This is a genomic window from Campylobacter sp. 2018MI01 (genome assembly GCF_018501205.1).
Lineage (GTDB): Bacteria > Campylobacterota > Campylobacteria > Campylobacterales > Campylobacteraceae > Campylobacter_E.
The window spans coordinates 71413-94662 of the sequence record NZ_JAHCZE010000001.1; the positions used below are offsets into that span (position 1 = coordinate 71413).

Consider the following 23250-nt stretch of genomic DNA (forward strand, 5'->3'; position numbering starts at 1 on the left):
AGGAGTAGCAAATGAGAAAAGTAGTTACAACAGCTCATATGCCAAATGATTTTACTATTGAAAATATCGGCGAAAATAAAGCACGCATTAGTGCTTGGCCTTTTGAAATTGGTTTTGGCATTACATTAGCACATCCACTGCACAGGCTTTTACGCCTTAGTGCAATTGGCTATGCAGCAACTGCTATTAAAATTGATGGAGTAAGCCATGAATTTGATAGCAAAAGAGGTATGGTAGAAGATATTTCTTTATTTATTATTAATATTAAAAATATGCGTTTTAAAATTAAAAACGAAGATAGTAAAAGAGAAGAAGTAAGCTTTAGCTTTAAAGGGCCAAGAGAAATTAAAGGTAGTGATTTAGCTAATAATGTAATTGAAGTTGTAAATCCTGATAACTACATTGCTACTATAAATGAAGACACTGAATTAGACTTCACATTAATTATTGAAAAAGGTATTGGCTATGTAGCAAGCGAAGATTTAAGAGAAAAAACTGATAGTAGTTTTATAGCTCTTGATGCGTTTTTTACACCAGTTAGAAATGCAAATTATTCAATAGAAAAGGTATTACACGAAGATAATCCTGATTATGAAAAAATTGTATTTGAAATAACAACTGATGGTCAAATTACACCTGAAGATGCGTTTAAAAATGCTTTAGATGCTATGTATCAACAAATGATGGTATTTAATAAAATTGCAACTACAAGTCCTAGATTAATAGGGGAAGAAACAACTGAAGAAATTGATTTATCTCCTTTATTAAAAAGCGTTAAGGAACTTGGTTTAAGCGTAAGAAGTAATAATGGTTTAGAAAAAGCTGGCATTGAATTTATAGGCGAATTAGCTTTAATGAGTGAAAGCGATGTAAATAATTTAAAAAATGTTGGTAAAAAATCAGTGGATGAAATTACTACTGCTATGAAAGAAATAGGCTATCCGATAGGTTCAAATTCTGTAGATGCTTATAAAGATAAACTTATTGAAAAAATAAAAGAAATTAAAGGATAATAAATGAGACACGGACATGGATATAGAAAGCTAGGTCGTACTAGCACTCATCGTGCAGCTTTACTAAAGAATTTAAGCATTGCAATTATCAAAAATGGTAAGATTGAAACAACTTTAGAAAAAGCTAAAGAATTAAGATCATACATTGAAAAACTAATCACTCGTGCAAGAGTTGGAGATTTTAACGCTCATAGAGCAGTATTTGCAGCTTTACAAGACAAAGAATGCACAAATAAATTAGTAAATGAAATAGCTCCAAATTACAAAGAAAGAAATGGTGGCTATACAAGAATTATTAAAACAAGAACTCGCCGTGGTGATGCGGCTACTTTAGCTTATATTGAGCTAGTATAATAATTGAGTGCTTCGGCACTCAAAATATTATGAATAAAATAACACTCCCAAATAATCAAACTTTAGAAAACTATATATTAAACAAAGAACTTTTTACCCTAGCTGATATTTCTCAAAATGCTTATAAATTTTGGAAAAATATAAAATACGCACAATATCCAAATTCTAGAATTGTATTTTTAGATAAAAATACAATAGCTAAAAAATATGAGAATTTAATCCCTAAATGCTCTAATTTAAGTGGATTAGTATTAGCTAGTGCATTTTGTTCTATGAGTAATCTAGCGCCATCACATTTAAATCCAAATAATAATTCAAATCTTTTAAATGTAATAAAATTAGTAGAGATTGCAGGAATAAAATTTATTGATTTAAATGATTTTTTTACAAAGTTAAAAATACCTTTAAATTCTCATATTTATATAGAAAAATGTTGTTATTTTGCACCCGAGCCTTTTGAGAAAAAAATCAAACTCACAAATACTTTATGTTTAGGATATTACTAAGGAGATAAAATGCTTACGAAAATAAGAGATATTTTAAAAATCAATAATGCTGATTTTGCTTTAATACTAACGGCTGATTATCACTTGAGTGAGTATATTCCTGAGTATTTTAAACTTAGAGAATTTATAAGTGGATTTAGCGGTTCTGCTGGCTCGCTTTTAATTAGCCTTGATGATGCAATTTTATTTACTGATGGTAGATATTTTTTACAAGCTGAAAATGAGTTAAAAGATAGCATTAGATTAATCAAAAGCCCTGATTATATAGACTATATTAAAAATAATTTAAGCACTAAAAAGGCTTTAATTGATTTAAAAACCATATCTCAAAATAATTACGAAAAGCTAAAAAACCTTGTTAATATAATAGATTATGATAATTTTTATAAAGATTTTTACGATAAACAACTCCCACAAGAGCCAATCTATAAACAAAACGAAAAATTCATAAGTGATTTAAGTTCTAATAAAATAAAAAAAGTCCAAGATGAATTAAAAAATAAAAACATTGATTATTGCGTAATCTCAAGCCTTAGCGACATAGCTTATCTTACAAATTATCGTGGTAAAGATGTGGAATTTAACCCCGTATTTTTAAGTTATATGATAATTTCACAAACTAATGCGATTTGTTATATAGAGCCAACAAAGCTTAAAAATATTCAAAAAGATTTAAATATAATTTATAAAAATTACGATGAGTTTTATTCGGATTTATCTAGTTTAAGTGGTAATGTATTGTGTGATTTTGCCAATACGAATGCAAAAATTATTAGCTTAATAAATGCAAATTTAGTAAATGAAATCTTGCCTAGCACCATACATAAAGCTTGTAAAAATGATATAGAAATAAAGCACATAAAACAAGCTCATATAATTGATGCCATTGCATTAACTAAGTTTAATTATTACTTAGAAAATACTAATTTAGACTTAGTTGATGAGCTAAAAATTGATGAAGTTCTAACGCAATTTAGACAAGAAAATGAGTATTTTATCAGCAATTCTTTTGATACTATCGCAGCATTTAATGAAAACGCCGCAATAATTCATTATAAAGCAAATGCAAAAACTTCAAAATTACTTAATAAATCAGGCTTATTATTACTTGATAGTGGGGCTCAATATGAGTGCGGCACTACTGATATTACGAGAGTTTTTAAGATAAAAAACGCAAGTTTAGAGCAAATTAGAGATTATACTTTGGTTTTAAAAGCACATATTGCAATATCAAAAACCATAGCACCCGAAAATATAAAAATGCCTTTATTAGATAGTATTGCAAGAAAAGAATTATGGCAATACGGATTTGATTATTTGCACGGCACAGGGCATGGGGTAGGGTATTTTTTAAATGTTCATGAAGGTCCACAAGTTTTATCGCTAAATGCTAATATTAGCGAACATACTAAATTAAAAAGGGGTATGCTAACATCAATTGAGCCAGGTTTGTATCATAATAACAAATACGGAATTAGACTTGAGAATTTAGCAATTAGTAAGCATTGTTTTAGCAGTGAATACGGAGATTTTTTGAGCTTTGATATAGTTACGCTTTATCCTTTTGAGCTTGATTTGATTGATAAAAAATTATTAAATCAAGATGAGATTAATTGGCTAAATGATTATCATAAAAGGGTTTTTGATACCATAAGTGTATTTTTAGATGATGAGTTAAAGCAGTTTTTGGAATTTAAAACGAGAGCATTAAACTAAACTTTAGGAATATTATTTGCTATTAAACAAATAATTAAAGGAGTTTTAATGAAAGTAGAAAATATTGCATTATTTAATGATACTAAAATCAAAAAAAGCAAACAAATATCATCTGAGTTTTTTACAAATGAATTAGCCAAAGTTACGACAAAAACTATATCAAATAATACGCCAACTTCACTAAGCACTTTAAATAATAGTATAAAAAATGAGCTTGATTATAAAAACGAATTAAATAAAGCAAAATCTAGCATTCAGTTTGGCTATAGCGTAGATAATGATGGCTTTATGGGTGCTGATTTTAACAAGGCTTCAGGGTTACCAGATGATTTTAAAATCCACTCAAGTACACTAAAAGAAATAGTTAGATTTAATGAAAAAATGAATGTATATTCGGTGATGAAAGATTCGGGCAAGACATTTAGCAATATTGATTTAGCTGATACTATTAAGCATTATTATGATTTATTTACGCAAATTACTCACAACAATCAAGATTATCCAAGTGGTATTAGCATAGATTTTGGTTATAGTAAGGTTAGTTTTGATTATATAAATGATGTTAGCAAATACAAAATCACGAATATTTATAAAAATAACGAAGAATTAGAATATGCAAAAAGCATAAAAGCAGATGGCTTTAGCGTAATAGAGCTTAGTTTCGAGCCAAAAAATATTAGCGTTGATAAGGAATTTGCTTTTAGCCCTGATTTTTCTATGTATAATGAAAAAGAAAAGAAATTCATAGGATTTTTACAAAGCATAAATCCATTTGCAAGTGATAGCGGGACAACAAGGCTAAGCAAAGATGCTTTAAAATATGCTTTAGCTATGCAAGATGATTACAATAATATAAATAAAGATATTAAAAAGCATAAAGATTTATTAAAAATGGCTGATGAGATTAAGCATTTAGGCATTGATGAATTGCTAAAAACTAATACCGAAGTGGCTAAGTTTTTAGACAAAACTAAGGCTTGATTAGACTAAAATCTGCATTAGTTTTGCTTTATTCTCTTGGCTAATTTGGTAACTATCTTTACATTTTTGTAAAGTCATTTTAAGTGTTTTAGCGTCTAATTTGTGCGAACTTAAAAACGAAATGCCTAATTCAAATTCTTTAGCTAAAACTACTTGAAAATACCAAGCTCTAGCCATATTTATATAATATTCATCACTTTTTATACTAAATATAGCTTTTAACCCATCTTTATAAGCGATAAATTTCATATAACAAATTATCCCAAAACGAATTTTGTATATATGGTTTTCGCAAATTAATTCATTTGCAAAAGCTTTTATATCTTGATTTTTAAAGCTTTTAGGCACTAAAGTATCACAATTAGCCCAATTATCAACGAAATCTAAATAAAGCTTAGTGTATTTTAGTGCTTTTGAGAAGTCTTTTTCATAATTAATCCCATAGGCAATTATTTGTAGATATTCATAAAATTTCTCATCTTTTAAAAACTTATTAAAAAATTCATCAAAGGTATTTTCTTTTTGAAGTTTTTTTGCGTAGTCTTTTAATATATTTGAGCGAACTCCTAAAATTTCATATTTGCTAAAAACTAATTTTTTATGAAATTCTTTATAATTGTTATCAATAAATTTTGTTAAATACTCTTTCAACCTAGCTCCTTTTAAATGCTAATATAAATAATTGGAATTTAAAGATTATATTTTAAATTCTAAAACTAAACTTAAAAAGAAATTACTAATTAACAAATATTTACAAATTTTTATTATTTTCATAGATTTAAAGTTAAATTTTGATAATATTAAAAGATTTTAATTCAAGGAATAATTATGAGAAATAAACTAAGTTTATCTTTATTAACTTGTTTAGCAATCAGCGGGGGGGGGGTATTTACACGCTGAAGAATTAAGCACCTTATGTAATGGCAAGAACCCTTGTAGTATTGATGGTAAAACTATAGAAGTTAAAACTACATACAATACAACTCAAGATATTATTGGTAATGGAGCAAATATAACTGTAAGCGAAAGTTTTACTTCTGTAGGTAGTGTTAATTTAACAAATGGTTCTTTTAATAATAAAGGTGCTATTAGCAAAACAGATATTAATATTTTTATAGGGGATAATTTAAAAGTTAATCTTGGTTCTGCCAAAGATTCTATTTTTAATGTTAAAAATATGGCTTTAAATAATAAATCTGAAATTAATATTTCTTCAGGAACATCTGGTTTTAATACTGTAATTAATATAGATAATTTAAAACTAGATAATTCTAAATTAGATAAAAGCGGTATGCTTGGTGTTAATATTCTTGAAATGGTAAATAATGCTGGTTATAAAAATACTTTTTACAATGGACATATAGGCGAGTTAAAAATAGATGAAACTTCTACTTTTAATAATTTTCAAGGTAGTACTTATGTTAACAAGGTAACTAATATAAGTAAGAATGGTAATAAAGTAAAGCTTACCACTACTAGTGGTGGTTTAATTATTGGAGACTTAAACAATCTTGTACAAGGAAATATGAATAATGTAGACATTGAGGGAACAGGTCCTGTTGAAATTGTAAATATGCAATTAAATGATACCAATAAAATTGGCATTGGTGGAAATATAACATTAACTGGAAATATTAGTATTAATAATATGGATTTATCAAAAACGACTTCCACTCCAACTTCACATAAGATTGTTATAAAAGATGGTGCAAATGTTATAATTACCGATACAAATCTTACCAATCAATCTATAAATGCTAATAGTAAAAATGATACGAGTGGTTCTTTAACAATCATAGGTGGAACATTTAAAAATGTTAATATAGGTGGAGAAAAATCAGGAACTAATCTAGCTAATGTTACTTTAAATAGCGTTGATATCGATAACTCAGGGCTTAATAAAGATAACAATATAATAGCTCAAAATGTTACTCTTAATAATATTACAACTTCAAATAATGCAAATATTAATGCAAAAACAAAATTGGATATAAAAAATTCTAAAATAGATAATACAAACAAACTTACAGCAACTAATGCAGAAATAGGAACTTCTACAATAGGTGCAGATATTAATGTAACTAATGAGTTAAAGGCAACAAATGGTGCGAATTTAAACGGCAGTATAACTTCAGGCACTATTATTGCTGAAAATGGTTCTATATTTAATGGGAATACAAAGGCTAATGACAGCATAACTGCTAATAGTGGCTCAAAATTTGTAGGGAATGTAAATGCAACTAACAAAATTACTTCAAGTGGTGCTATATTTAATGGAGAAGTTACAGCAAAAGATTTAGAAAGTTCTAAAAATTCTATATTTAATAACACTATAACAGCAAGTAATTCAATTACTTCAAGTGATACAACATTCGCAAAAAATGTAAGTGCAAATACAATTACTGCAAATAGTGGTTCAGTATTTAACGGCACAACCACTGCAACCGATAGCATAACTGCTAATAGTGGCTCAAAATTTGTAGGGAGCGTAAATGCAACTAACAAAATTACTTCAAGCGGTGCTACATTTAATGGAGAAGTTACTACAACAGATTTAGAAAGTTCTAATAACTCTAAATTTAATAACAATATAACTATTTCAAATTCTATAACTTCAAATGATACAATATTCGCAAAAAATGTAAGTGCAAATACAATCACTGCAAATAGTGGTTCAGTATTTAACGGCACAACCACTGCAACCGATAGTATAACTGCTAATAGTGGCTCAAAATTTGTAGGGAATGTAAATGCAACTAATAAAATTACTTCAAATGGTGCTACATTTGAAAAAGAAGTAAAAACTGCATTTTTAGACGCTCAAAAAGGCTCTATATTTGATACTACAAGCATAGTCAATGCAACAGATATTAATGCAGTAGGTTCTACATTTAATGGAAGCATAGTTAAGAATAATTCAATCACAGCAGATAGTTCAACATTTGCTAATGCAATTGATACAGCTACTCTAACAGCTAAAAATAATTCAAGCTTTGCAAAAAATGTAAGTGCAAATACAATCACTTCTACTAATTCAGTATTTAACGGCACAACCACTGCAACCGATAGTATAACTGCTAATAGTGGCTCAAAATTTGTAGGAAATGTAAATGCAACTAATAAAATTACTTCAAATGGTGCTACATTTGATGGAGTAGTGGAAGCAAAAGATTTAGAAAGTTCTAAAAATTCTATATTCAATAAAAACATAACAGCAAGTAATTCAATCACTTCAAGTGATACAACATTTAAAGCTATAGTAAATACAGCTACATTAAATTCTAATTCAAATTCTATATTTGATACTACAAGCATAGTCAATGCAACAGATATTAATGCAGTAGGTTCTACATTTAATGGAAGCATAGTTAAGAATAATTCAATTACAGCTGATAGTTCAACATTTGCTAATGCAATTGATACAGCTACTCTAACAGCTAAAAATAATTCAAGCTTTGCAAATGTTACAGCAAATACAATCACTTCTACTAATTCAATTTTTAGCGGTAGTGTAAATGCAAGTAATTCTATAAACTCTACAGGCTCAACCTTTAAAGCTTTAGTAAATACTTCTAGTTTAACTACTGATGCTAATAGTGTTTTTAGTGCTACATCTAAAGTAAATGTAGAGAAATTAACGGCTAATAGTACTAATTTTCAAGGTTTAGTGGATATTAATTGTAAAAATACTGACTGCACTTCAAGTCTTAATAATAGTAAGTTTAATGAATTAAGCGTTACAAATGTAACCATAAGCGATACATTTACAGCACACAAACTAACAGCAAATGATAAAGCTACATTTGAAAAAGATATAAAATCAGATTTTATCACGGCAAATAGCGGTTCAGTATTTAACGGCACAACCACTGCAACTGATAGCATAATTGCAAATAGCGGCTCAACTTTTAATGGTTTTGTATCGGCAAATAATATAACTTCAGAAAAATCAGTATTTAATAAAGAAGTTAATGTAAAAGATACTTTAAAGTCTAATAATTCTAGATTTAATTCTATAGTTAATGCCAATACAATTGAAGCAGTTTTAGACACTACATTCTCTAAAGATTCAAAAGTTAATGCTAACACTATTAATACGAGTAAATCTATATTTGATGGCGAAGTTGTAGTAAGCAATCTTAATGCACTTAATACAAAATTTAATGGAGCTACTACAATTGATTGCAAGGATAATACAAATTGTAAGTCAGATATTAAAGCTAGTTATTTTAATGATTTGACTTTAAAAAATAATGCAAAAATTACTCTTGATGAGGGAAGTTCGGCAAATAATTTAACATTACTTGATGATACTACTTACCTAGCACTTAATGGCAAATCTCAAATCACAGGCGATATTAAAAATGAAGGTATTATTGAGATAGTTGATGGGACGATTTCATCAAAAATCACAGGTAATGGGGACTTAATTAGTAATAAAGTAGTTTATACAAACGATGTTGAATTGAGTGATATTAAAGGTAGTGGGGGTAAATTTGGTGGAATAACAACTACTACAAATGATGTAAGCGTAGATAATACAACATTTGAAAAAGATTTAAATGTAGGTAAAACTTTATATGCTAATCAAGGAAATCAGTTCAGTGGTAAAGTTAGTGCTACTGATGCAATCTTTAGCCTTGATACAAGTAAATCTATGGAAAAAGGTAATGTAATTACGGCAAATCAAGTTGATATTACTAAGGATTTAAATATAAAAGATTTAAATGTTACAGCAGAAAATATCAAATCAAATTCTGCACGCATTACAAACTCTACTATCAACTCATCAAATATCAATTCTAATTTAGTAAATATTGCAAACTCTACTATTAATTCTAAGCTTTTAGGCAAAGATGATAGCTCAAGTAATGTATATGATGCTAATATACAAAAAGATAGCGGAACTTACACTACAAAACAATCAGAATTAAATGGCGGCGTAAGGGTTGATAAGCTAGATACAACAAATACTCATATAAAAGGTCAAGTAGCAGTAAATACTTTAGTAGCTAATAATTCTAAGTTTTATATTTATGGTGGTGGAATTGATACTTCATTCCACGATATTTATAGTGGAGCTATAATAGTAAGAGAAGCTATAAGTGGTGCTAACAATACAATACAACTTGCGAATACAAACCTTACTATGCTAAAAGATAAAGAAGGTTTTATCCCTATAGCAATAGTTAATAACACTACTAATTCACAAAGAAGTGATGCAAATTCTCAATCAGGAATTAGCAAGGACTTTTTTAAAGTAACTTATCAAACAAAAGTGGCAAATTATGAATTAGCCGATAGATTTACGCATTTTAATCCTAATGCTAAAGGAAATGCTATTTGGAGCATTGGTATTAAAGGCGATGATTTAATAGATGAGAGTAATGTTGATAGTGTTATTTCGGGTCAAGATTTAGGAAATATAGCAAATGGTGCTAATAGCAATAATGTTAATACTTCTAGTTTAGAAGTTGTTTTAGGTGATATGTTTGATTTAATAGATTTTGATAAAGACGCTGTTGGGACGGCTAATTTCATTCTAACAAGCCCTGATTACATAGCAAATACTAAAAACAATACATTAAACAATAGATTAAGATTGGTGAAAAATCAAAAAGTAGGTAATGGATTTTGGCTAGATAATCAAATGGGATATAACAAATACGAATATAGTTCAATTCGTTATAAGAATTTTAATGTTGGTGCTGATAAGACAAATGAACTTAGCAATTCTAATTTAACTTTAGGTGTAGCTGCTAGTTTTGGAACGGCTGAAACTAAAGGAAATGTAAATGCTAATAGCGATTCAAAAGGCATTGGTTTATATGCTATGAATGTATTTAATAATGGAGTGTTTATAGGTGCTAATGCTTTTTACCACAATATATCAAGCTCTTATGAGGCAGATAAATTAGGAATTAAAGCTGATAAAAATCACAATGTTTATACAGCTAGTTTTGAAAGTGGGGTTAGATTTGGGGATAAATATTATTTTGAGCCAAGTTTAAGATATGATTTGACTTCTTATAAGCCGACTGCAATTAGCACAAATGGTCTTAGTATAAGTGGGGATAGCCAATTAAAGCATACTTTATCAGCTAAATTAGAAGGTGGAGTTTCTATGCTAGATAGCCTTGATGGATTTTTATCTGTTGCACTTAGCAAAGAACTAACTAAAAAGCCTGATATGTTGTTAATAGATGAAGTTAAAGAAAATATCATTGAAGGTAAAAAGGGCGATACAAGTGTGAATTTAAATTTTGGTATAGATTATAAAATCAACCCTAATGCTAGTTTTAATATCAATTTAGGAAGCAATCTTTACACAAATTCTGATAAAGAATTAAAAGGTAGCTTGGGCTTTAGCTATAAATTCTAATGAAGAATTCTAATTCGTAATAACAATTACGAATTAGAATTTATTTTTACTATCACAATTATTTTCTTTTTTATTTGATATATCTAATAAAGATTTTATTGCTTTAAAATATTTTCAATTAATATATTTTTGAGTTTGTTGGTTGGATATTTTTTATGTAATTAATTTTTAAATTCTGCTAATTATTTCAAAATGTATATTTTAAACTAAGATATTTTGCCGATAATTTCTAGGAGTAGATAGAACTATAAAAGTTATTTTTAGCTTTATATTGGTATTTTAAAGGGTTGTTAAATAAAAATAAAAGTTGATTTTAGTATCAGATTAAGTATAAATTTTTTAAATATACAAGCTTATTAGGGTTAAAACCCTAATAAGATTAGTGAATTATTTTTTAATAAATTCGCCTAATAAATGTCTAAAAATCATAAATAATTCAAGACTTGATTTTTCTGCTTCTTTATAAAGCTCAACAATTTCTTTGCTATTAGACTGCTTGCTTGCAATATATCCAAGTGCTTGATTAATGCTTTCATGAACATTTTTATGCGGAGTATCAATTTTAGAATATAAAGGAAGATGTCCGAACATTTCTTTACCTTCATTTTGATACCATTTACCAAGACGGCAACTAAAATGGTCGCTTAATTTTGTTGGATTTTCACTTAGTGCATTTGCATATCCATTTGCTTTAAATAAGATATGGTCAAGTTTTACTAAAGATGTAAATACTTCGTATTTGATAGCACTCGCATTAAATTTAATATCTTTAGATATATGCGATAATCTATCAAATTGCTCCGAAAATGTTCCGATATGTGCGTTTGAATCTTGTGATATTTGCTCTACCGATTCGCTTTGCGTAAACATTTCATTAGCGTTTTGTTTTAATAAATTGATATTCATTTCTACTTCAGCTGTTGCTTTTTGGGTTTTTTCTGCTAGTTTTCTAACTTCATCAGCAACCACAGCAAAACCACGACCATGCTCACCAGCACGAGCTGCTTCAATAGCTGCATTTAAAGCTAGCAAATTGGTTTGGTCTGATACATCTTTGATTAAATTAATTACATTTGTAATTTCATCAACGCTTCTATGGAGATTTTGTGCAGTATCACGAGATTTACTTGATGATTCAGTGATTTTTTCAAGTGATGTTATGATACTTTCAGATACTTTTTTAAGATTTACTATCATATCTACACAATCTGCTGAAAGAGTTTCTATTTCTTGAGCTCTTGATAAATCACCCTCAATATCTTTTTGAACAAAAGAAACGCTTTCTTTCATACCTTTTACCATAATGTCAAATAGTGAGAATTTGATTTTATCTTCTTCTTCGTTATTTGCCTTTGCAGTAATTTCATTTTTTAATTTCGCAATTTCAGCTTCTAACTTTTCTTTTTCTGCTATTGCTCTATTTAGTTTTTCCTGCAATTCATTTTGGAGGGTGTTATCTTTGTTAAAAAACATAAATACCCCCCCCCATCAAGCTTTATTTTTAATAGAATTTAAATAATTATTTAAATCATCTTTTAATTTTAATTTTTCCTTTTTCATTCTAGCTATTTCTAAATCATCTAAATGAATTCTACCTTCTTCAGCATCTTTTATCTTATGATCTAAATCATTATGAGCTTCAAAAAGCTTATCAAAATGTGCGTCTTTACCTTTTAAATTCGTGATTAACTCTCTATGTTCGTGTAACATAACTTCTCCTTAATTTTTAGTAATGTGTATTAATATGGTAACTAAAATAAATTACAAACAGATAACATTTATATTTTATTTTAAACTTTCAGGAGTTTGCTTATTTTTAATAATTTTTTTAACTTCTTTAATACTTTCTGGAGTTCCTATTAACAATAATTTAGTCCCCGTTCCAATCATTGCATCACCTTTTGGCATAGGTAAAAAATTATTATTTGCATCTTTTATTCCGATTACGCTAACATTTGCTAATTGTCTAAAAGCTACATCTTTTAATCTTCTAAATCTAACCCAACTTTCATCAGGAACTTTAACTTCTTCAATATCAATACTTTGGTCTCTTGTGTATAAATATTGCTCTAATAGATTTTCCATTTCAGGTCTTACACTTACAACGCTAAGTCTTTGAGCTGCTAATTTCGTAGCTAATACAACCGTGTTTGCCCCTAGTTTTTTAAGTCTTGCTGCGTCGTGTTCGGAATTTGAAATTGTTATTATAGAATAAGGACTAATTCTTTTTATATCTTTTTCATATAGTCTAGCACTAGCAATTATTGCTATATTATCAGCAGAATTTGGGCTAAGAGAAATAATTCCTTTCGCACTTGATAAATGTGTTTTTAAAAATGCCAAATCACTATGTGGTGGGCATTTAATATAGAATGGATATTTATTTGCTTCAGCAATTTTTTCAAAATCTGGTATATCATCTACTACTACAAAAGGTGTATATGTTTGTTTAAATTGTTTTGCTAATTCTTGGGTAAATTCGTTGTGATAACATATAACATAATGATTTTTTAATCTTGCTATTTTGTATAGCATTCGTTTTTCCTTAATAATTCTTGTTAATTCGCCTTTTTTTAGAACTTCAATCACAATACCTATTGAAAAAGTAAAAGTAACAAAGCCTAATAATACATAGCAAATCGTAAAAAATCTACCAGCAGGAGTGATTGTAGCTACTTCAGTATAACCTAAAGTTGTAAAAGTCATACCTGCTTGATAAATCCCATCAAGTAATGAAAAATTACTAGTAAGCATATAACCAATCGCCCCAAATAGCATCATTACAACAACTGCTATTAATGGGAGACGAAAAGGTTTTAATTGTTCGTAAAACTCGGTATTTATATCAACTTCAGGTTTTCCACTTTCAGCCCAACCGAGCAATTTGCCTAGCTTTTTAAAAAAGCTCATAAAAATTCTTTATAAAAATTAGTTAGCTCTTCTTTTTTTTAGTGTGCGTAATGTTGAAGCTGCAACTCTAATTTTTTTAGTTGTGCCATCGCCTAAATCAATGCGAATAGTGCGTAAATTAGGTAAAAATCTTCTTTTTGTTTTATTGTTAGCGTGGCTAACATTATTTCCTACCATAGGACCTTTACCTGTTAATTGACAAAATTTTGACATCGTAAATCCTTTTTTTGTGTTCTTGTAAAAATAAAAGTATTAATCATAGCATCTTAAGCTTAATTTTTTTTTTAAGTTTTAATGATATTCTATAAAAAATAATTTTAAGGATTAAAAAATGTATGTTGCTCCTAGTTTATTGTCTGCTGATTTTTTAAATTTAGCTGAAGATATTAAAAAAGTTGAGGCTGCTGGTGCTGATTTATTGCATATTGATGTAATGGACGGACATTATGTTCCAAATCTAAGCATTGGAACTTGCACTACAAAAGCTATTGCTAAAGTTGCTACTATTCCTTTAGATGTGCATTTGATGGTAAGAGAAGTTGATAAATTTGTTGATTTATTTTTAGATATAAAACCTAAATTCTTAAGCTTTCATATAGATGCTACTACTCATCCTTTAAGATTGATTGATTATATTAAAAAACACGGCGTAAATCCTTCAATAGTATTAAATCCACACCAGAATTTAAATGAGATTGAATATATTTTAAGTGAAGTTTCTATGGTGCTTTTAATGAGTGTAAATCCTGGTTTTGGTGGTCAAAGCTTCATACCAAGCACTCTTAGAAAAATCAGTGCCTTAAGAGAAATGATTGATAAGAATAATTATAAATGCTTCATTGAAGTTGATGGCGGAGTAAATGGCTTAAATATTGCAGATATTGAAAGAGCAGGGGCTGATATAGTTGTGGCTGGAAATTATGTGTTTAGTAGTAATGATTATAAAGTCGCAATTAATTCTTTAAAAATGGAATTTTGATGGATTATAACGAGCTTTATAAAAAACAAATTGCTAATTGTGATAAGATTTTAGAAAGGCTACTTACAAGTAGTATTAATTATAAAGATTTAAAAAACCAATACGAAAATGCCTTAAATTTTGAGATAACCTATGAAACTCTTTTAATGTTAGGGCTTGATATTACGCTAAAACAAAATCAAGAAGTATTTTTAAACTCAAGAAATAAATTAATTCAAGATGAGATTTTTTGTGTTGTTGATATTGAAAGCACAGGCTCAATTAGTAACGGGCAAATCATAGAAATTGGTGCTGTTAAGATAAAAAATGGCGAGATTTTAGATGAATTTGAAAGCTTTATTTATGCAAACGAAGTGCCTGAAAATATAGTTGAGCTTACAGGAATTACAACGCAAATGCTAAAAAATGCTCCTAGAAGTGCTAGGGTTTTAGCTGATTTTAGATTGTTTTTAGGTAATGCTATTTTTGTAGCTCATAATGTATCTTTTGATTATGGTTTTATCGCAAAAGAAAGTCTTGAATACTTAAACGCTCCATTGATTAATAGAAAGCTTTGTACGATTATGTTAGCAAGGCGTTGTATTGAATGTGATAAATATGGTCTTGATAGTTTAAAAAATGAATTAGGTATCATTAGCACTCATCATAGGGCCTTAAGTGATGCGAAAGCTTGTGCTGATATTTTGAATTATTGTATTAATTCTTTAAAAGGTTCACAAATTAAAACAAGTAATGATTTGATTTTATATTCACGCTCTAAGATGAAAAAATAAGAATTTAAAAGTGGCTATTAAAAGCCACTTTATTATTTTTTAGTGCTTTTTGTGGTGCAAAGCATATTAATGTAGCGACCTTCAAATAAAGGTGCTTTATCCATATTTGCAATATCGCTAATTTCTTCATAAATTTTTAAAAGTAGTTCTTCACCTGATTGTGGATTGCTTAATTTATGACCTTTTAAAAATATTTACACAATTATAATATTTAAACATTTTTATGCTTTTTATTAAGCACTTAAAAGATAGCATATTTTTATTATTAAATTAGAATATAAAGTCAATGTAATTTTTGATAAAAATATTTAAAGAAATCTTTAGCACTAAGGCTAAAGATTTTGTAATTAGAATGTATATCTTACAACAGCGTTAATTTGATTGTCAATATTAAAATCAGCTCCGAAAGTTCTTTCGTAACCTAAGTTTAATCTTAAATTATCGTTAAACTTATAATCACCTGTTAGATTTAAGTAAAATTTATTATCTCTTTTACCTTCTATTATTTCACTTGCTTTGCTTGATTTTGCGATTATTATAGAATCACTTGGCTTATTAACATCTATAATATAACCAGCACCTAGTCTTATATTGGCATTATCATTTACCTTAAATCCTGAGAATACTGCAGGTTTTATATGTAAATTAGAATTAGCCTTACTTGTAATGCTTATAGCATTATTTTCTAAGTTAGTTTTAGGTGTATAATCAAATATAGCTTCTATGCTAGGCTCAACATAAAATCTATTTAAATCAAATCTTTTACCAAGTTCAAAACTTGCAATAAATCCTGTCTTGCTATCTTTTAAACCTTTTAAAAGCTCTGAATTGTATTTAACTTTATAATGATTTGCTTTAATTACTAAATCAGCATATAAATCATTGTTTGAAATATAGCTTGTATATAGACCAAACCCGTAATTATTTCCTTTTAAAACATCACTAGATTTAGAATTAGAAATATTAGCCATAATTCCTGTAATTACATTGCCATCTGCAAAATTATTAGCTTTATCAGCTCCAAATTGAACTTCAAATGAATTAAGTTTTACATCATCTATACTTGCATTTGTATAATAAGCTCTAGCCCAAACGCCTAATTCTTTATCTAAACCTCTAATTTCGCCTAATCTTTTATTCATATTATTCCAAGCAAAAGTATTGATTAGATTTATTCCCTTTGAAATAACTTGAGCTTGAGCTTTAGCGTTTTTGTTGATTTTAATATCTTTTATAAAATCATCTGCTATTTGGTTTTTATCAATTGGATTTGTTACACTAGTATCTGGTTTGTTATCTGGTTTATTATCAGGATTTGTTACACCTGTATCAGGATTTGTTACACCTGTATCAGGATTTGTTACACCAGTATCAGGTTTAGAATTGTCTGGTTTATTATCAGGATTTGTTACACCTGTATCAGGATTGCTTGGGTTTTCAGGGTTAGTTACACCTGTGTCTGGATTATTTGTATCAGGTTGATTTGGAGTTTCATCTGTAGTATTTGATACATAATTGCTATTTGCAAGGTTGTTTAAATATAAGTCTAATACTTCACTATCCATATCACTTGAACTTTGATTTACTAATTTACCTAAAGCACTTGTCTTATCGCCGTTTGCAATGCTAACAATATTATCTGCATTAAGCCCTGTATCACTTACTTTACCATTCTTATTAGTAGTTATCGCATAGGTTAGATAATCTCCTAGCATTGCACTAGCAACATAATCATTATTAATCACATAATCACTTATTCCATCGCTAATCTTATAATCTTTAAAGAAAGTGTTTAGCTCTGCTGTTCCTGTTCCTTTTTTAAGTATTGCTAAGGGTAGATTTGCGTTTATTTTACTTGTATCAAGTTTATTATCACTCATAACATTAAGTAATACTAATTCATTGTTTGCTCCGCTTGTGTTTTCTCTTGAGATTATTGCACCTGTGTAGCTTTCTTTGTTTGCTCCTAGATAATAAGCTGTGTTATTTGAAGTAAGGCTATTTGCTAGAACTCTTTTTGCAATTTTTGAATTATTTATGTTTAAAATTCCTGCTCTAGCATTATTTGTAGCTACTACATTATCTAATGTTACATTACTATCATTTAAAGCACCATAAAAAGTAGTAGCTGTTACAATCGGCTCTTTTAAATACTTATCTGAAACTATATAACTATCGCTAAATCCTGATATTTGCATATTAATTAAAGAATTGCTAATGTTACCTTCACCTATAATCTCTCCGCTAGTATTATAAACCTTGCCTGTATCTAGGTTATCAATTTCGTATTTTTTAGTTCTAATTGTATTTGATGAGTTAAACTCGCTTTTTTTACCATTTGCATCTGCTTTAAGTATTAAAGACTTAGTATTAATGTTGTTTTTAAATTTACTTGCATAAGCCTTTAAATTATGATAATTAGTCATAACACCTTGAACTTCAGTATTATGTAATATTAAATTATTTGCACTATTATCTAAAAGATCATTTGAAGCTTTGATTAAAGAATTTGATATTGTTACAAATTTAGGATTTTCACTAGAATAATCACTTCCTACAAAATAAATATTATCAATAATTGCATGATCTATTGTACCTTCATCAATGCGCTGAAGATTGTCTAAGATTATTTTATTTGTTGCTGTTCCTTTAAAATCAATACTTTTAGTAAAATTTAAAGTTTCAATTCTGCCTTGATTGGCAACAAAATTATCAATAAAATCTACTTTAACAATATGACTATTTGTAGAGTTTAGTATCTTAGCATGACCAATTGATGAAGCCTTACTATCAGTTAATGTTACATCATCTATTTGATAAATCCTGCCCGTTATTTCACTATTTTGAGCTTCAAATTTATCTCCTGTAATTTTATCAGTTGCTGCAGTACTATCTTCGATAGAACCTATTTTAGAATTAATAGCTAAGGTATTAAGATTGCTATATATCTTATCTACATAACTATTTGTAAGAGTAACTTTGCTTTTATTTGCATTAATTGTATCTACAATAGAATTAGTTACATCTACTAAGCCATTATTAGTTAAGGTTGTTACATAGCTATTGGTAATTGTGGTTTTTTTATTGTTTTCTATCGTTAAATTACCAAAAGATTTATCCACACTTACATTATTACTATTTTTAATACTTGCATTTGTATCAAAATAAGTATTAGTAAAACTTATATCAAACGCTTTTTGATTGCTTTCAATATTATAATAAGCATCTTTTATATTAGGAGCATTTAATTCAATAGAATTAATATTTGTAAGACTTGATTTAAAATAATTTGCGTCATTATTGGTTTTAAATGGGTTTGTTAAGCCATTATGAGTCTTTGCATTAAATGAATTGATTGCATTAAGATTAACTACACTAGTAGCACCAAATAAGTTTGAAGAGATACATAGACTTGCAATTAATGAGAGTTTAAATACCCCCCCCCCGTTACACTAAAATTTTGTTTCATAACATTCCTTTAAAAAAAAATTGAAATGCTATTATCTTAAAATCTAACTTAAAGATTAATAAATATAAATGATTTTTTTAAAAAATATCAATAAATTTCAATAATTATTATAAAGATTAAGGCAAATTAATTGCCTTAATGATAAGTTTTTATTTTTTAGTGCTTTTTGGGGTGCAAAGCATATTAATGTAGCGACCTTCAAATAAAGGTGCTTTATCCATATTTGCAATATCGCTAATTTCTTCATAAATTTTTAAAAGCAGCTCTTCGCCTGATTGTGGATTGCTTAATTCACGACCTTTTAAAAATACTCTAAATCTAACATGCTTTCCTGATTTTAAAAACTCAATAGCGTGTTTAACTTTATAGTTAATATCATTTTGAGCAATTTTTACAGAAAGTTTGATTTCTTTAACTTCTACTACCTTTTGCTTTTTCTTAGCATCTTTTAGCTTTTTTTCTTGCTGATAACAAAACTTGCCATAGTCCATAATCTTACAAACAGGTGGCTTAGCATCTTTTGCGATTAATACCAAATCAAGCCCTAAACGATTAGCAAGTGCATTAGCCTCATCGCTACTAATTATGCCATATTGTGCTCCATCATCACCTATACATCTAACCTCTGCTAAATCTATTTCTTCATTTAACAATACATCTTTTTCTTTACTCAAAATACTACCTCGTTTTGTTTTTCTTTAATTAGTTTCAAAAATTCCTCCATTGTAAGTGTTGATTGTTGTTTAGCTCTTCTATCTCTTAAAGCTACTTGATTATTGTTTATTTCTTCATCTCCGATTACTGCTATATAAGGCACTTTTAGCATTTCTGCATTTCTTATTTTTTTACCTAAAGTATCGTTTTTCTCATTAATATCAGCATCAACTCCAAGCTCTAATAATTCCTTTTGTAATGCTTTTGAATACTCAATATGCTTTTCACCTACTGGTAAAATCATAACTTGAATTGGAGCTATAAAGAATGGTAATTCTCCTGCTGTATGTTCAAGCAATATGCCTAAAAATCTTTCAAAACTTCCAAGTAAAGCACGATGAAGCATTACAGGGCGTTTTTTCTCATTGTTTTCATCTGTATATTCAAGCTCAAATCTTTCAGGTAGATTAAAATCTACTTGAATAGTTCCACATTGCCATTTGCGTTTAAGTGCGTCTAGGATTTTAATATCAATTTTTGGACCATAGAAAGCTCCACCACCTTCATCAATTCCGTATTTAATACCTTCTTCATCTAAAGCTTCCATTAAAGCTTTTGTAGCAACTTCCCAAATCTCATCACTTCCTATTGATTTTTCAGGTTTTGTTGAGATTTCTAGTTCCCATTCAAATCCAAAAGTTACCATAATTTTTTTAGCAAAATCTAAAATCTCTTTTACTAAGGTTTTTATTTGACTTGGCATACAGAAAATATGGCTATCATCTTGAGTAAATTCACGAACTCTTAAAAGCCCATGTAAAGCCCCACTCATTTCATGGCGATGAACCATTCCGTATTCAAAGAATTTAATAGGCAAATCTTTATAACTTCTACCTTCACTTTTATAGCAAAATACATGTCCTACGCAGTTCATTGGTTTTATTCCGTATTCTTGCTCATCAATTCTAGTAAAATACATATTTTCTTTGTAGTTTGCATAATGTCCGCTTGTTTTCCAAACGCTAGAATTTAGTAATTCAGGGCCACGAACAGGCTCATAAAATCTAACCCTATGAGCTTTATATAAAATATGCTCTAATTTATTTCTAACTCTTGCACCATTTTTAAGCCATAATGGTAAGCCGCCACCAATTTGTTCGCTAAATGTGAATAATTTTAAATCATTTCCTAGTTTTCTATGGTCTCTTTTTTTAGCTTCTTCTATCATTGTTAGATAGTCTTTTAAAGCTTCTTTTGTTGCAAATGCGATACCATAAATTCTAACTAGCATTTCATTTTTTTCATCGCCGCCTAAATAAGCACCTGCTAATTTTGTTAATTTAAAATTCTTAAGCATTTTGGTGTGTGGTAAATGTGGCCCACGACATAAGTCGGTAAATTCACCTTGAGAATATGTGCTAATTTCTCCACTTAAACGACTTAAAACTGCTTGTTTTAATTCATCATTTTTAAACTTTTCGCAAGCAGCTTCATAGCTCATTGTATTTTTTACCATAGGAGAGCCTTTTTTTGCAAGCTCTTTCATTTTATCTTCAATTACTTTTAAATCTTCTTCGCTGATTTTTTCATCTACTTTAAAATCATAATAAAAACCTTCATCAACGCAAGGTCCTACGAAAAATTTAGCATTTTTATATAATTGTGTAATAGCTTCAGCTAAAAGGTGAGCACAGCTATGGCGAATGATTTCAAGTGCCATAGGACTATCATCATAGAAAATTGGCTCAAGTCCTGCTCCATCAGTGCTTAAAGTATCATAAATATTTTTATCTTTATCGTAATATCCTATTATTTCCATTATTAATCCTTTAAATTTTTATAAATTTCATTAAGATTTTTATACAAACTATCATAGTTTATATCATTTTGCTCTAGTAGTTCATATAAGATTACATTGTCTTCTTTACCATTCCAAAGTTTTTTATAAGTTCCATTTTTATAGCCGTTATCTTGGCGGAATTTATTTAAGACATTTTTACCAATGTAGATTTTATAAAGTCTTGTAAATTCTAACTCACAACTACACATTAGCTTTAAAAATATTTCTGTAATTTGCGTTATGTTTAGCTCTTTTGCACTACTTGTGTGAATTAATTCTCTTGAAAGTTCTAAAATATCATTTAAATTTTTATTTGTTTTATTGAATTTAAATTCTGAAATCGTGTTTATAAGTTCTTTTTGTTGATTTTGCATAATTGCAAGGCTTAAAATAAAATGCCAAATATCAACTAATTCAATTTGAATATTTTCTAAGTCCCAACTAGCATCTATGCTTTTCCAATGTTTCCAAGGCATAGAATCAACGAGTTCAGCACATTCCATATAAATACAACGAGCAAAATCAATTAAGCGATTTTCCTTTGTATAACCTTTTTCCCAACCAATTCCGCAAGTTGCGTTATTTAAAGCTTGTTGTAAGCTTAACATATCATTAGTATATTGTAATTTCATCATCCCTTCTACATCAAAAAATATCAAAATACTAGCAAAATTATTTAACAATCAAGCGTAGTGCTAAAAATTTTTTTAACTTGTGCTTTAAAATATAAATAATCATCTTTAAAACTCACTTCGCAAATATCATTGCTTTTTGGATAAATAGTAGCCTTTTCATCAACTAATTTAAGCATTCTAGCATAATAAAAACAAGCGTTCATTCCAGTTCCACAAGCTAAAGTTTCTCCAACTCCACGCTCATAAGTTCTAACATACAAAACCCCATCTTTAAAAGTTGCGTAATTTACATTTGCGTCATATTTTTCTCTTAAATATTTAGCATTTTCTTCGTTGTAGTTTTGTACTCCATCAAGAGTTACTAGGTGTGGCACACCTGTATCAATTAGGCAAAATACATTTTGAAATTCCACTAAATTTTCGTGTATAACCTTAGCTTTAGTTAATCTAATTTCTACAAAATCATCATCAAAAATTGTCGCCTTAATAATCCCTGCACCAGTTAAAAAACTCATATTTTTATTTGCTAAATTTTGAGTGTAAGCAAAATGTGCCGCAGCTCTTGCACCATTGCCACACATATTAGCTTTTGAGCCATCTTGATTGTAAAATCCCCAAGTAAAATCATAATCTTTATCATTTTTTTTGATTGCAATAAGCCCATCAGCACCTATTCCACTATGTCTATTGCATAATTTTATAGCTAATTTACTTAAATAATTTTCATCTAAATTATCAGTTTGAAAAATAATAAAATCATTTCCATTTGCGTAGTATTTATGAAATTCCATGTTTTTCCTTTAGTTTTTGGATAAGTTTTAGCGAGTTATCTTTAAAATCTTCTAAATTACCATCGTTTTTGATTAAATAACTTGCAAATTTTATTTTTTTGTCTATGTGTAATTGAGAATTTAATCTTAGTTTTGCTTCAAATTCTGTTAAATTATTTCTATTCATAAGTCTTGTTAAAGATAATTCATAAGGGCAATAAATCACAATTTTATTAAGCAAAAAATTATAATTGCTATTTTCAAAAAA

19 protein-coding genes and 1 pseudogene are annotated in these 23250 nt (G+C 28.4%); 8 read left to right on the forward strand and 12 right to left on the reverse strand.

Annotated elements, in window-relative coordinates; translation table 11 throughout:
• Positions 1-11 precede the first annotated feature (11 nt).
• From KJQ97_RS00420 to KJQ97_RS00440, 5 genes are read left to right on the forward strand one after another with little or no spacing between them, the layout of a single operon-like run.
• Positions 12-1013 carry a DNA-directed RNA polymerase subunit alpha gene (locus tag KJQ97_RS00420; RefSeq protein ID WP_214117764.1) on the forward strand — a complete coding sequence of 334 codons (1002 nt, stop codon included), beginning with the start codon at positions 12-14 and terminating at the stop codon, positions 1011-1013.
• 3 nt (positions 1014-1016) lie between these two features.
• Entirely contained in the window at positions 1017-1367 is a 351-nt protein-coding gene (gene rplQ, locus KJQ97_RS00425) for a 50S ribosomal protein L17 (protein ID WP_214117763.1), read from the forward strand.
• 29 nt (positions 1368-1396) lie between these two features.
• A complete protein-coding gene (gene cheQ / locus KJQ97_RS00430; protein WP_214117762.1) occupies positions 1397-1873 on the forward strand; it encodes a cheVAW transcriptional regulator CheQ in 477 nt (158 codons plus the stop codon).
• A gap of 9 nt (positions 1874-1882) precedes the next feature.
• Positions 1883-3589: a M24 family metallopeptidase gene (locus KJQ97_RS00435; RefSeq protein WP_214119557.1), complete on the forward strand. Its 1707-nt coding sequence runs from the start codon at positions 1883-1885 to the stop codon at positions 3587-3589.
• A 48-nt stretch (positions 3590-3637) separates the two neighbouring features.
• Positions 3638-4570, forward strand: a complete 933-nt coding sequence (locus tag KJQ97_RS00440) for a Cj0814 family flagellar-dependent secreted protein (protein WP_214119559.1) — start codon at positions 3638-3640, stop codon at positions 4568-4570.
• Here the strand turns inward: KJQ97_RS00440 and KJQ97_RS00445 are convergent, their stop codons facing one another.
• The gene (locus KJQ97_RS00445; RefSeq protein WP_214119561.1) at positions 4571-5221 is read right to left on the reverse strand and encodes a DNA alkylation repair protein; all 651 of its coding nucleotides are present in this window, start codon (positions 5219-5221) and stop codon (positions 4571-4573) included.
• 526 nt (positions 5222-5747) lie between these two features.
• On the opposite strand from KJQ97_RS00445, the gene KJQ97_RS00450 reads away from it, so the two are divergent.
• Positions 5748-10952, forward strand: a complete 5205-nt coding sequence (locus KJQ97_RS00450; RefSeq protein WP_214119563.1) for a hypothetical protein — start codon at positions 5748-5750, stop codon at positions 10950-10952.
• Between the two features lie 387 nt (positions 10953-11339).
• Here the strand turns inward: KJQ97_RS00450 and KJQ97_RS09970 are convergent, their stop codons facing one another.
• The 5 genes and pseudogenes from KJQ97_RS09970 to rpmB all read right to left on the reverse strand — a co-directional run bounded on the left by KJQ97_RS09970 (position 11340) and on the right by rpmB (position 14075).
• Positions 11340-11792, reverse strand: a complete 453-nt coding sequence (locus KJQ97_RS09970; protein WP_442862268.1) for a CZB domain-containing protein — start codon at positions 11790-11792, stop codon at positions 11340-11342.
• A pseudogene (locus KJQ97_RS09975) lies at positions 11781-12044 on the reverse strand (methyl-accepting chemotaxis protein); the annotation flags it as partial. The pseudogene KJQ97_RS09975 and the gene KJQ97_RS09970, both read right to left, overlap by 12 nt.
• Positions 12045-12440: 396 nt before the next feature.
• Entirely contained in the window at positions 12441-12662 is a 222-nt protein-coding gene (locus KJQ97_RS00460; RefSeq protein WP_214117038.1) for an HP1242/YdcH family protein, read from the reverse strand.
• A gap of 75 nt (positions 12663-12737) precedes the next feature.
• Positions 12738-13862 carry a potassium channel family protein gene (locus KJQ97_RS00465; protein ID WP_214117036.1) on the reverse strand — a complete coding sequence of 375 codons (1125 nt, stop codon included), beginning with the start codon at positions 13860-13862 and terminating at the stop codon, positions 12738-12740.
• Positions 13863-13880: 18 nt separating this feature from the next.
• Positions 13881-14075, reverse strand: coding sequence for a 50S ribosomal protein L28 (gene rpmB / locus KJQ97_RS00470; RefSeq protein WP_214117022.1), 195 nt, complete (start codon positions 14073-14075; stop codon positions 13881-13883).
• A 118-nt stretch (positions 14076-14193) separates the two neighbouring features.
• On the opposite strand from rpmB, the gene rpe reads away from it, so the two are divergent.
• Entirely contained in the window at positions 14194-14841 is a 648-nt protein-coding gene (rpe, locus tag KJQ97_RS00475; RefSeq protein WP_214119565.1) for a ribulose-phosphate 3-epimerase, read from the forward strand.
• Positions 14841-15614, forward strand: a complete 774-nt coding sequence (locus KJQ97_RS00480) for a 3'-5' exonuclease (RefSeq protein ID WP_214119567.1) — start codon at positions 14841-14843, stop codon at positions 15612-15614. Before rpe ends, KJQ97_RS00480 begins: the two co-directional genes overlap by 1 nt.
• 347 nt (positions 15615-15961) lie before the next feature.
• On the opposite strand, the gene KJQ97_RS09935 is transcribed toward KJQ97_RS00480, so the two are convergent.
• The 6 genes from KJQ97_RS09935 to KJQ97_RS00515 all read right to left on the reverse strand — a co-directional run.
• Positions 15962-18736, reverse strand: coding sequence for an autotransporter outer membrane beta-barrel domain-containing protein (locus KJQ97_RS09935; RefSeq protein WP_214119569.1), 2775 nt, complete (start codon positions 18734-18736; stop codon positions 15962-15964).
• Between the two features lie 496 nt (positions 18737-19232).
• The gene (gene infC, locus KJQ97_RS00495) at positions 19233-19757 is read right to left on the reverse strand and encodes a translation initiation factor IF-3 (RefSeq protein WP_214117012.1); all 525 of its coding nucleotides are present in this window, start codon (positions 19755-19757) and stop codon (positions 19233-19235) included.
• A complete protein-coding gene (gene thrS / locus KJQ97_RS00500; RefSeq protein ID WP_214119571.1) occupies positions 19754-21556 on the reverse strand; it encodes a threonine--tRNA ligase in 1803 nt (600 codons plus the stop codon). Before thrS ends, infC begins: the two co-directional genes overlap by 4 nt.
• A gap of 2 nt (positions 21557-21558) precedes the next feature.
• Positions 21559-22209 carry a dUTP diphosphatase gene (locus KJQ97_RS00505; protein ID WP_442862242.1) on the reverse strand — a complete coding sequence of 217 codons (651 nt, stop codon included), beginning with the start codon at positions 22207-22209 and terminating at the stop codon, positions 21559-21561.
• A gap of 44 nt (positions 22210-22253) precedes the next feature.
• Positions 22254-23003 carry a diaminopimelate epimerase gene (gene dapF / locus KJQ97_RS00510; protein ID WP_214119573.1) on the reverse strand — a complete coding sequence of 250 codons (750 nt, stop codon included), beginning with the start codon at positions 23001-23003 and terminating at the stop codon, positions 22254-22256.
• Positions 22990-23250: dephospho-CoA kinase (locus KJQ97_RS00515; RefSeq protein WP_214119575.1), on the reverse strand; the 261-nt coding region annotated here is incomplete at its 5' end. The genes dapF and KJQ97_RS00515, both read right to left, overlap by 14 nt.

Excerpts from the sequence above, each read along its gene's own strand:
- cheQ (WP_214117762.1), top strand. The coding sequence starts at position 1,397 with ATGAATAAAATAACACTCCCAAATAATCAAACTTTAGAAAACTATATA.
- KJQ97_RS00460 (WP_214117038.1), bottom strand. The coding sequence starts at position 12,662 with ATGTTACACGAACATAGAGAGTTAATCACGAATTTAAAAGGTAAAGAC.
- KJQ97_RS00435 (WP_214119557.1), top strand. The coding sequence starts at position 1,883 with ATGCTTACGAAAATAAGAGATATTTTAAAAATCAATAATGCTGATTTT.
- thrS (WP_214119571.1), bottom strand. The coding sequence starts at position 21,556 with ATGGAAATAATAGGATATTACGATAAAGATAAAAATATTTATGATACT.
- KJQ97_RS00450 (WP_214119563.1), top strand. The coding sequence starts at position 5,748 with ATGGCTTTAAATAATAAATCTGAAATTAATATTTCTTCAGGAACATCT.
- dapF (WP_214119573.1), bottom strand. The coding sequence starts at position 23,003 with ATGGAATTTCATAAATACTACGCAAATGGAAATGATTTTATTATTTTT.
- KJQ97_RS00465 (WP_214117036.1), bottom strand. The coding sequence starts at position 13,862 with ATGAGCTTTTTTAAAAAGCTAGGCAAATTGCTCGGTTGGGCTGAAAGT.
- rpmB (WP_214117022.1), bottom strand. The coding sequence starts at position 14,075 with ATGTCAAAATTTTGTCAATTAACAGGTAAAGGTCCTATGGTAGGAAAT.
- rpe (WP_214119565.1), top strand. The coding sequence starts at position 14,194 with ATGTATGTTGCTCCTAGTTTATTGTCTGCTGATTTTTTAAATTTAGCT.
- KJQ97_RS00505 (WP_442862242.1), bottom strand. The coding sequence starts at position 22,209 with ATGAAATTACAATATACTAATGATATGTTAAGCTTACAACAAGCTTTA.
- KJQ97_RS00480 (WP_214119567.1), top strand. The coding sequence starts at position 14,841 with ATGGATTATAACGAGCTTTATAAAAAACAAATTGCTAATTGTGATAAG.
- rplQ (WP_214117763.1), top strand. The coding sequence starts at position 1,017 with ATGAGACACGGACATGGATATAGAAAGCTAGGTCGTACTAGCACTCAT.
- KJQ97_RS00420 (WP_214117764.1), top strand. The coding sequence starts at position 12 with ATGAGAAAAGTAGTTACAACAGCTCATATGCCAAATGATTTTACTATT.
- KJQ97_RS00440 (WP_214119559.1), top strand. The coding sequence starts at position 3,638 with ATGAAAGTAGAAAATATTGCATTATTTAATGATACTAAAATCAAAAAA.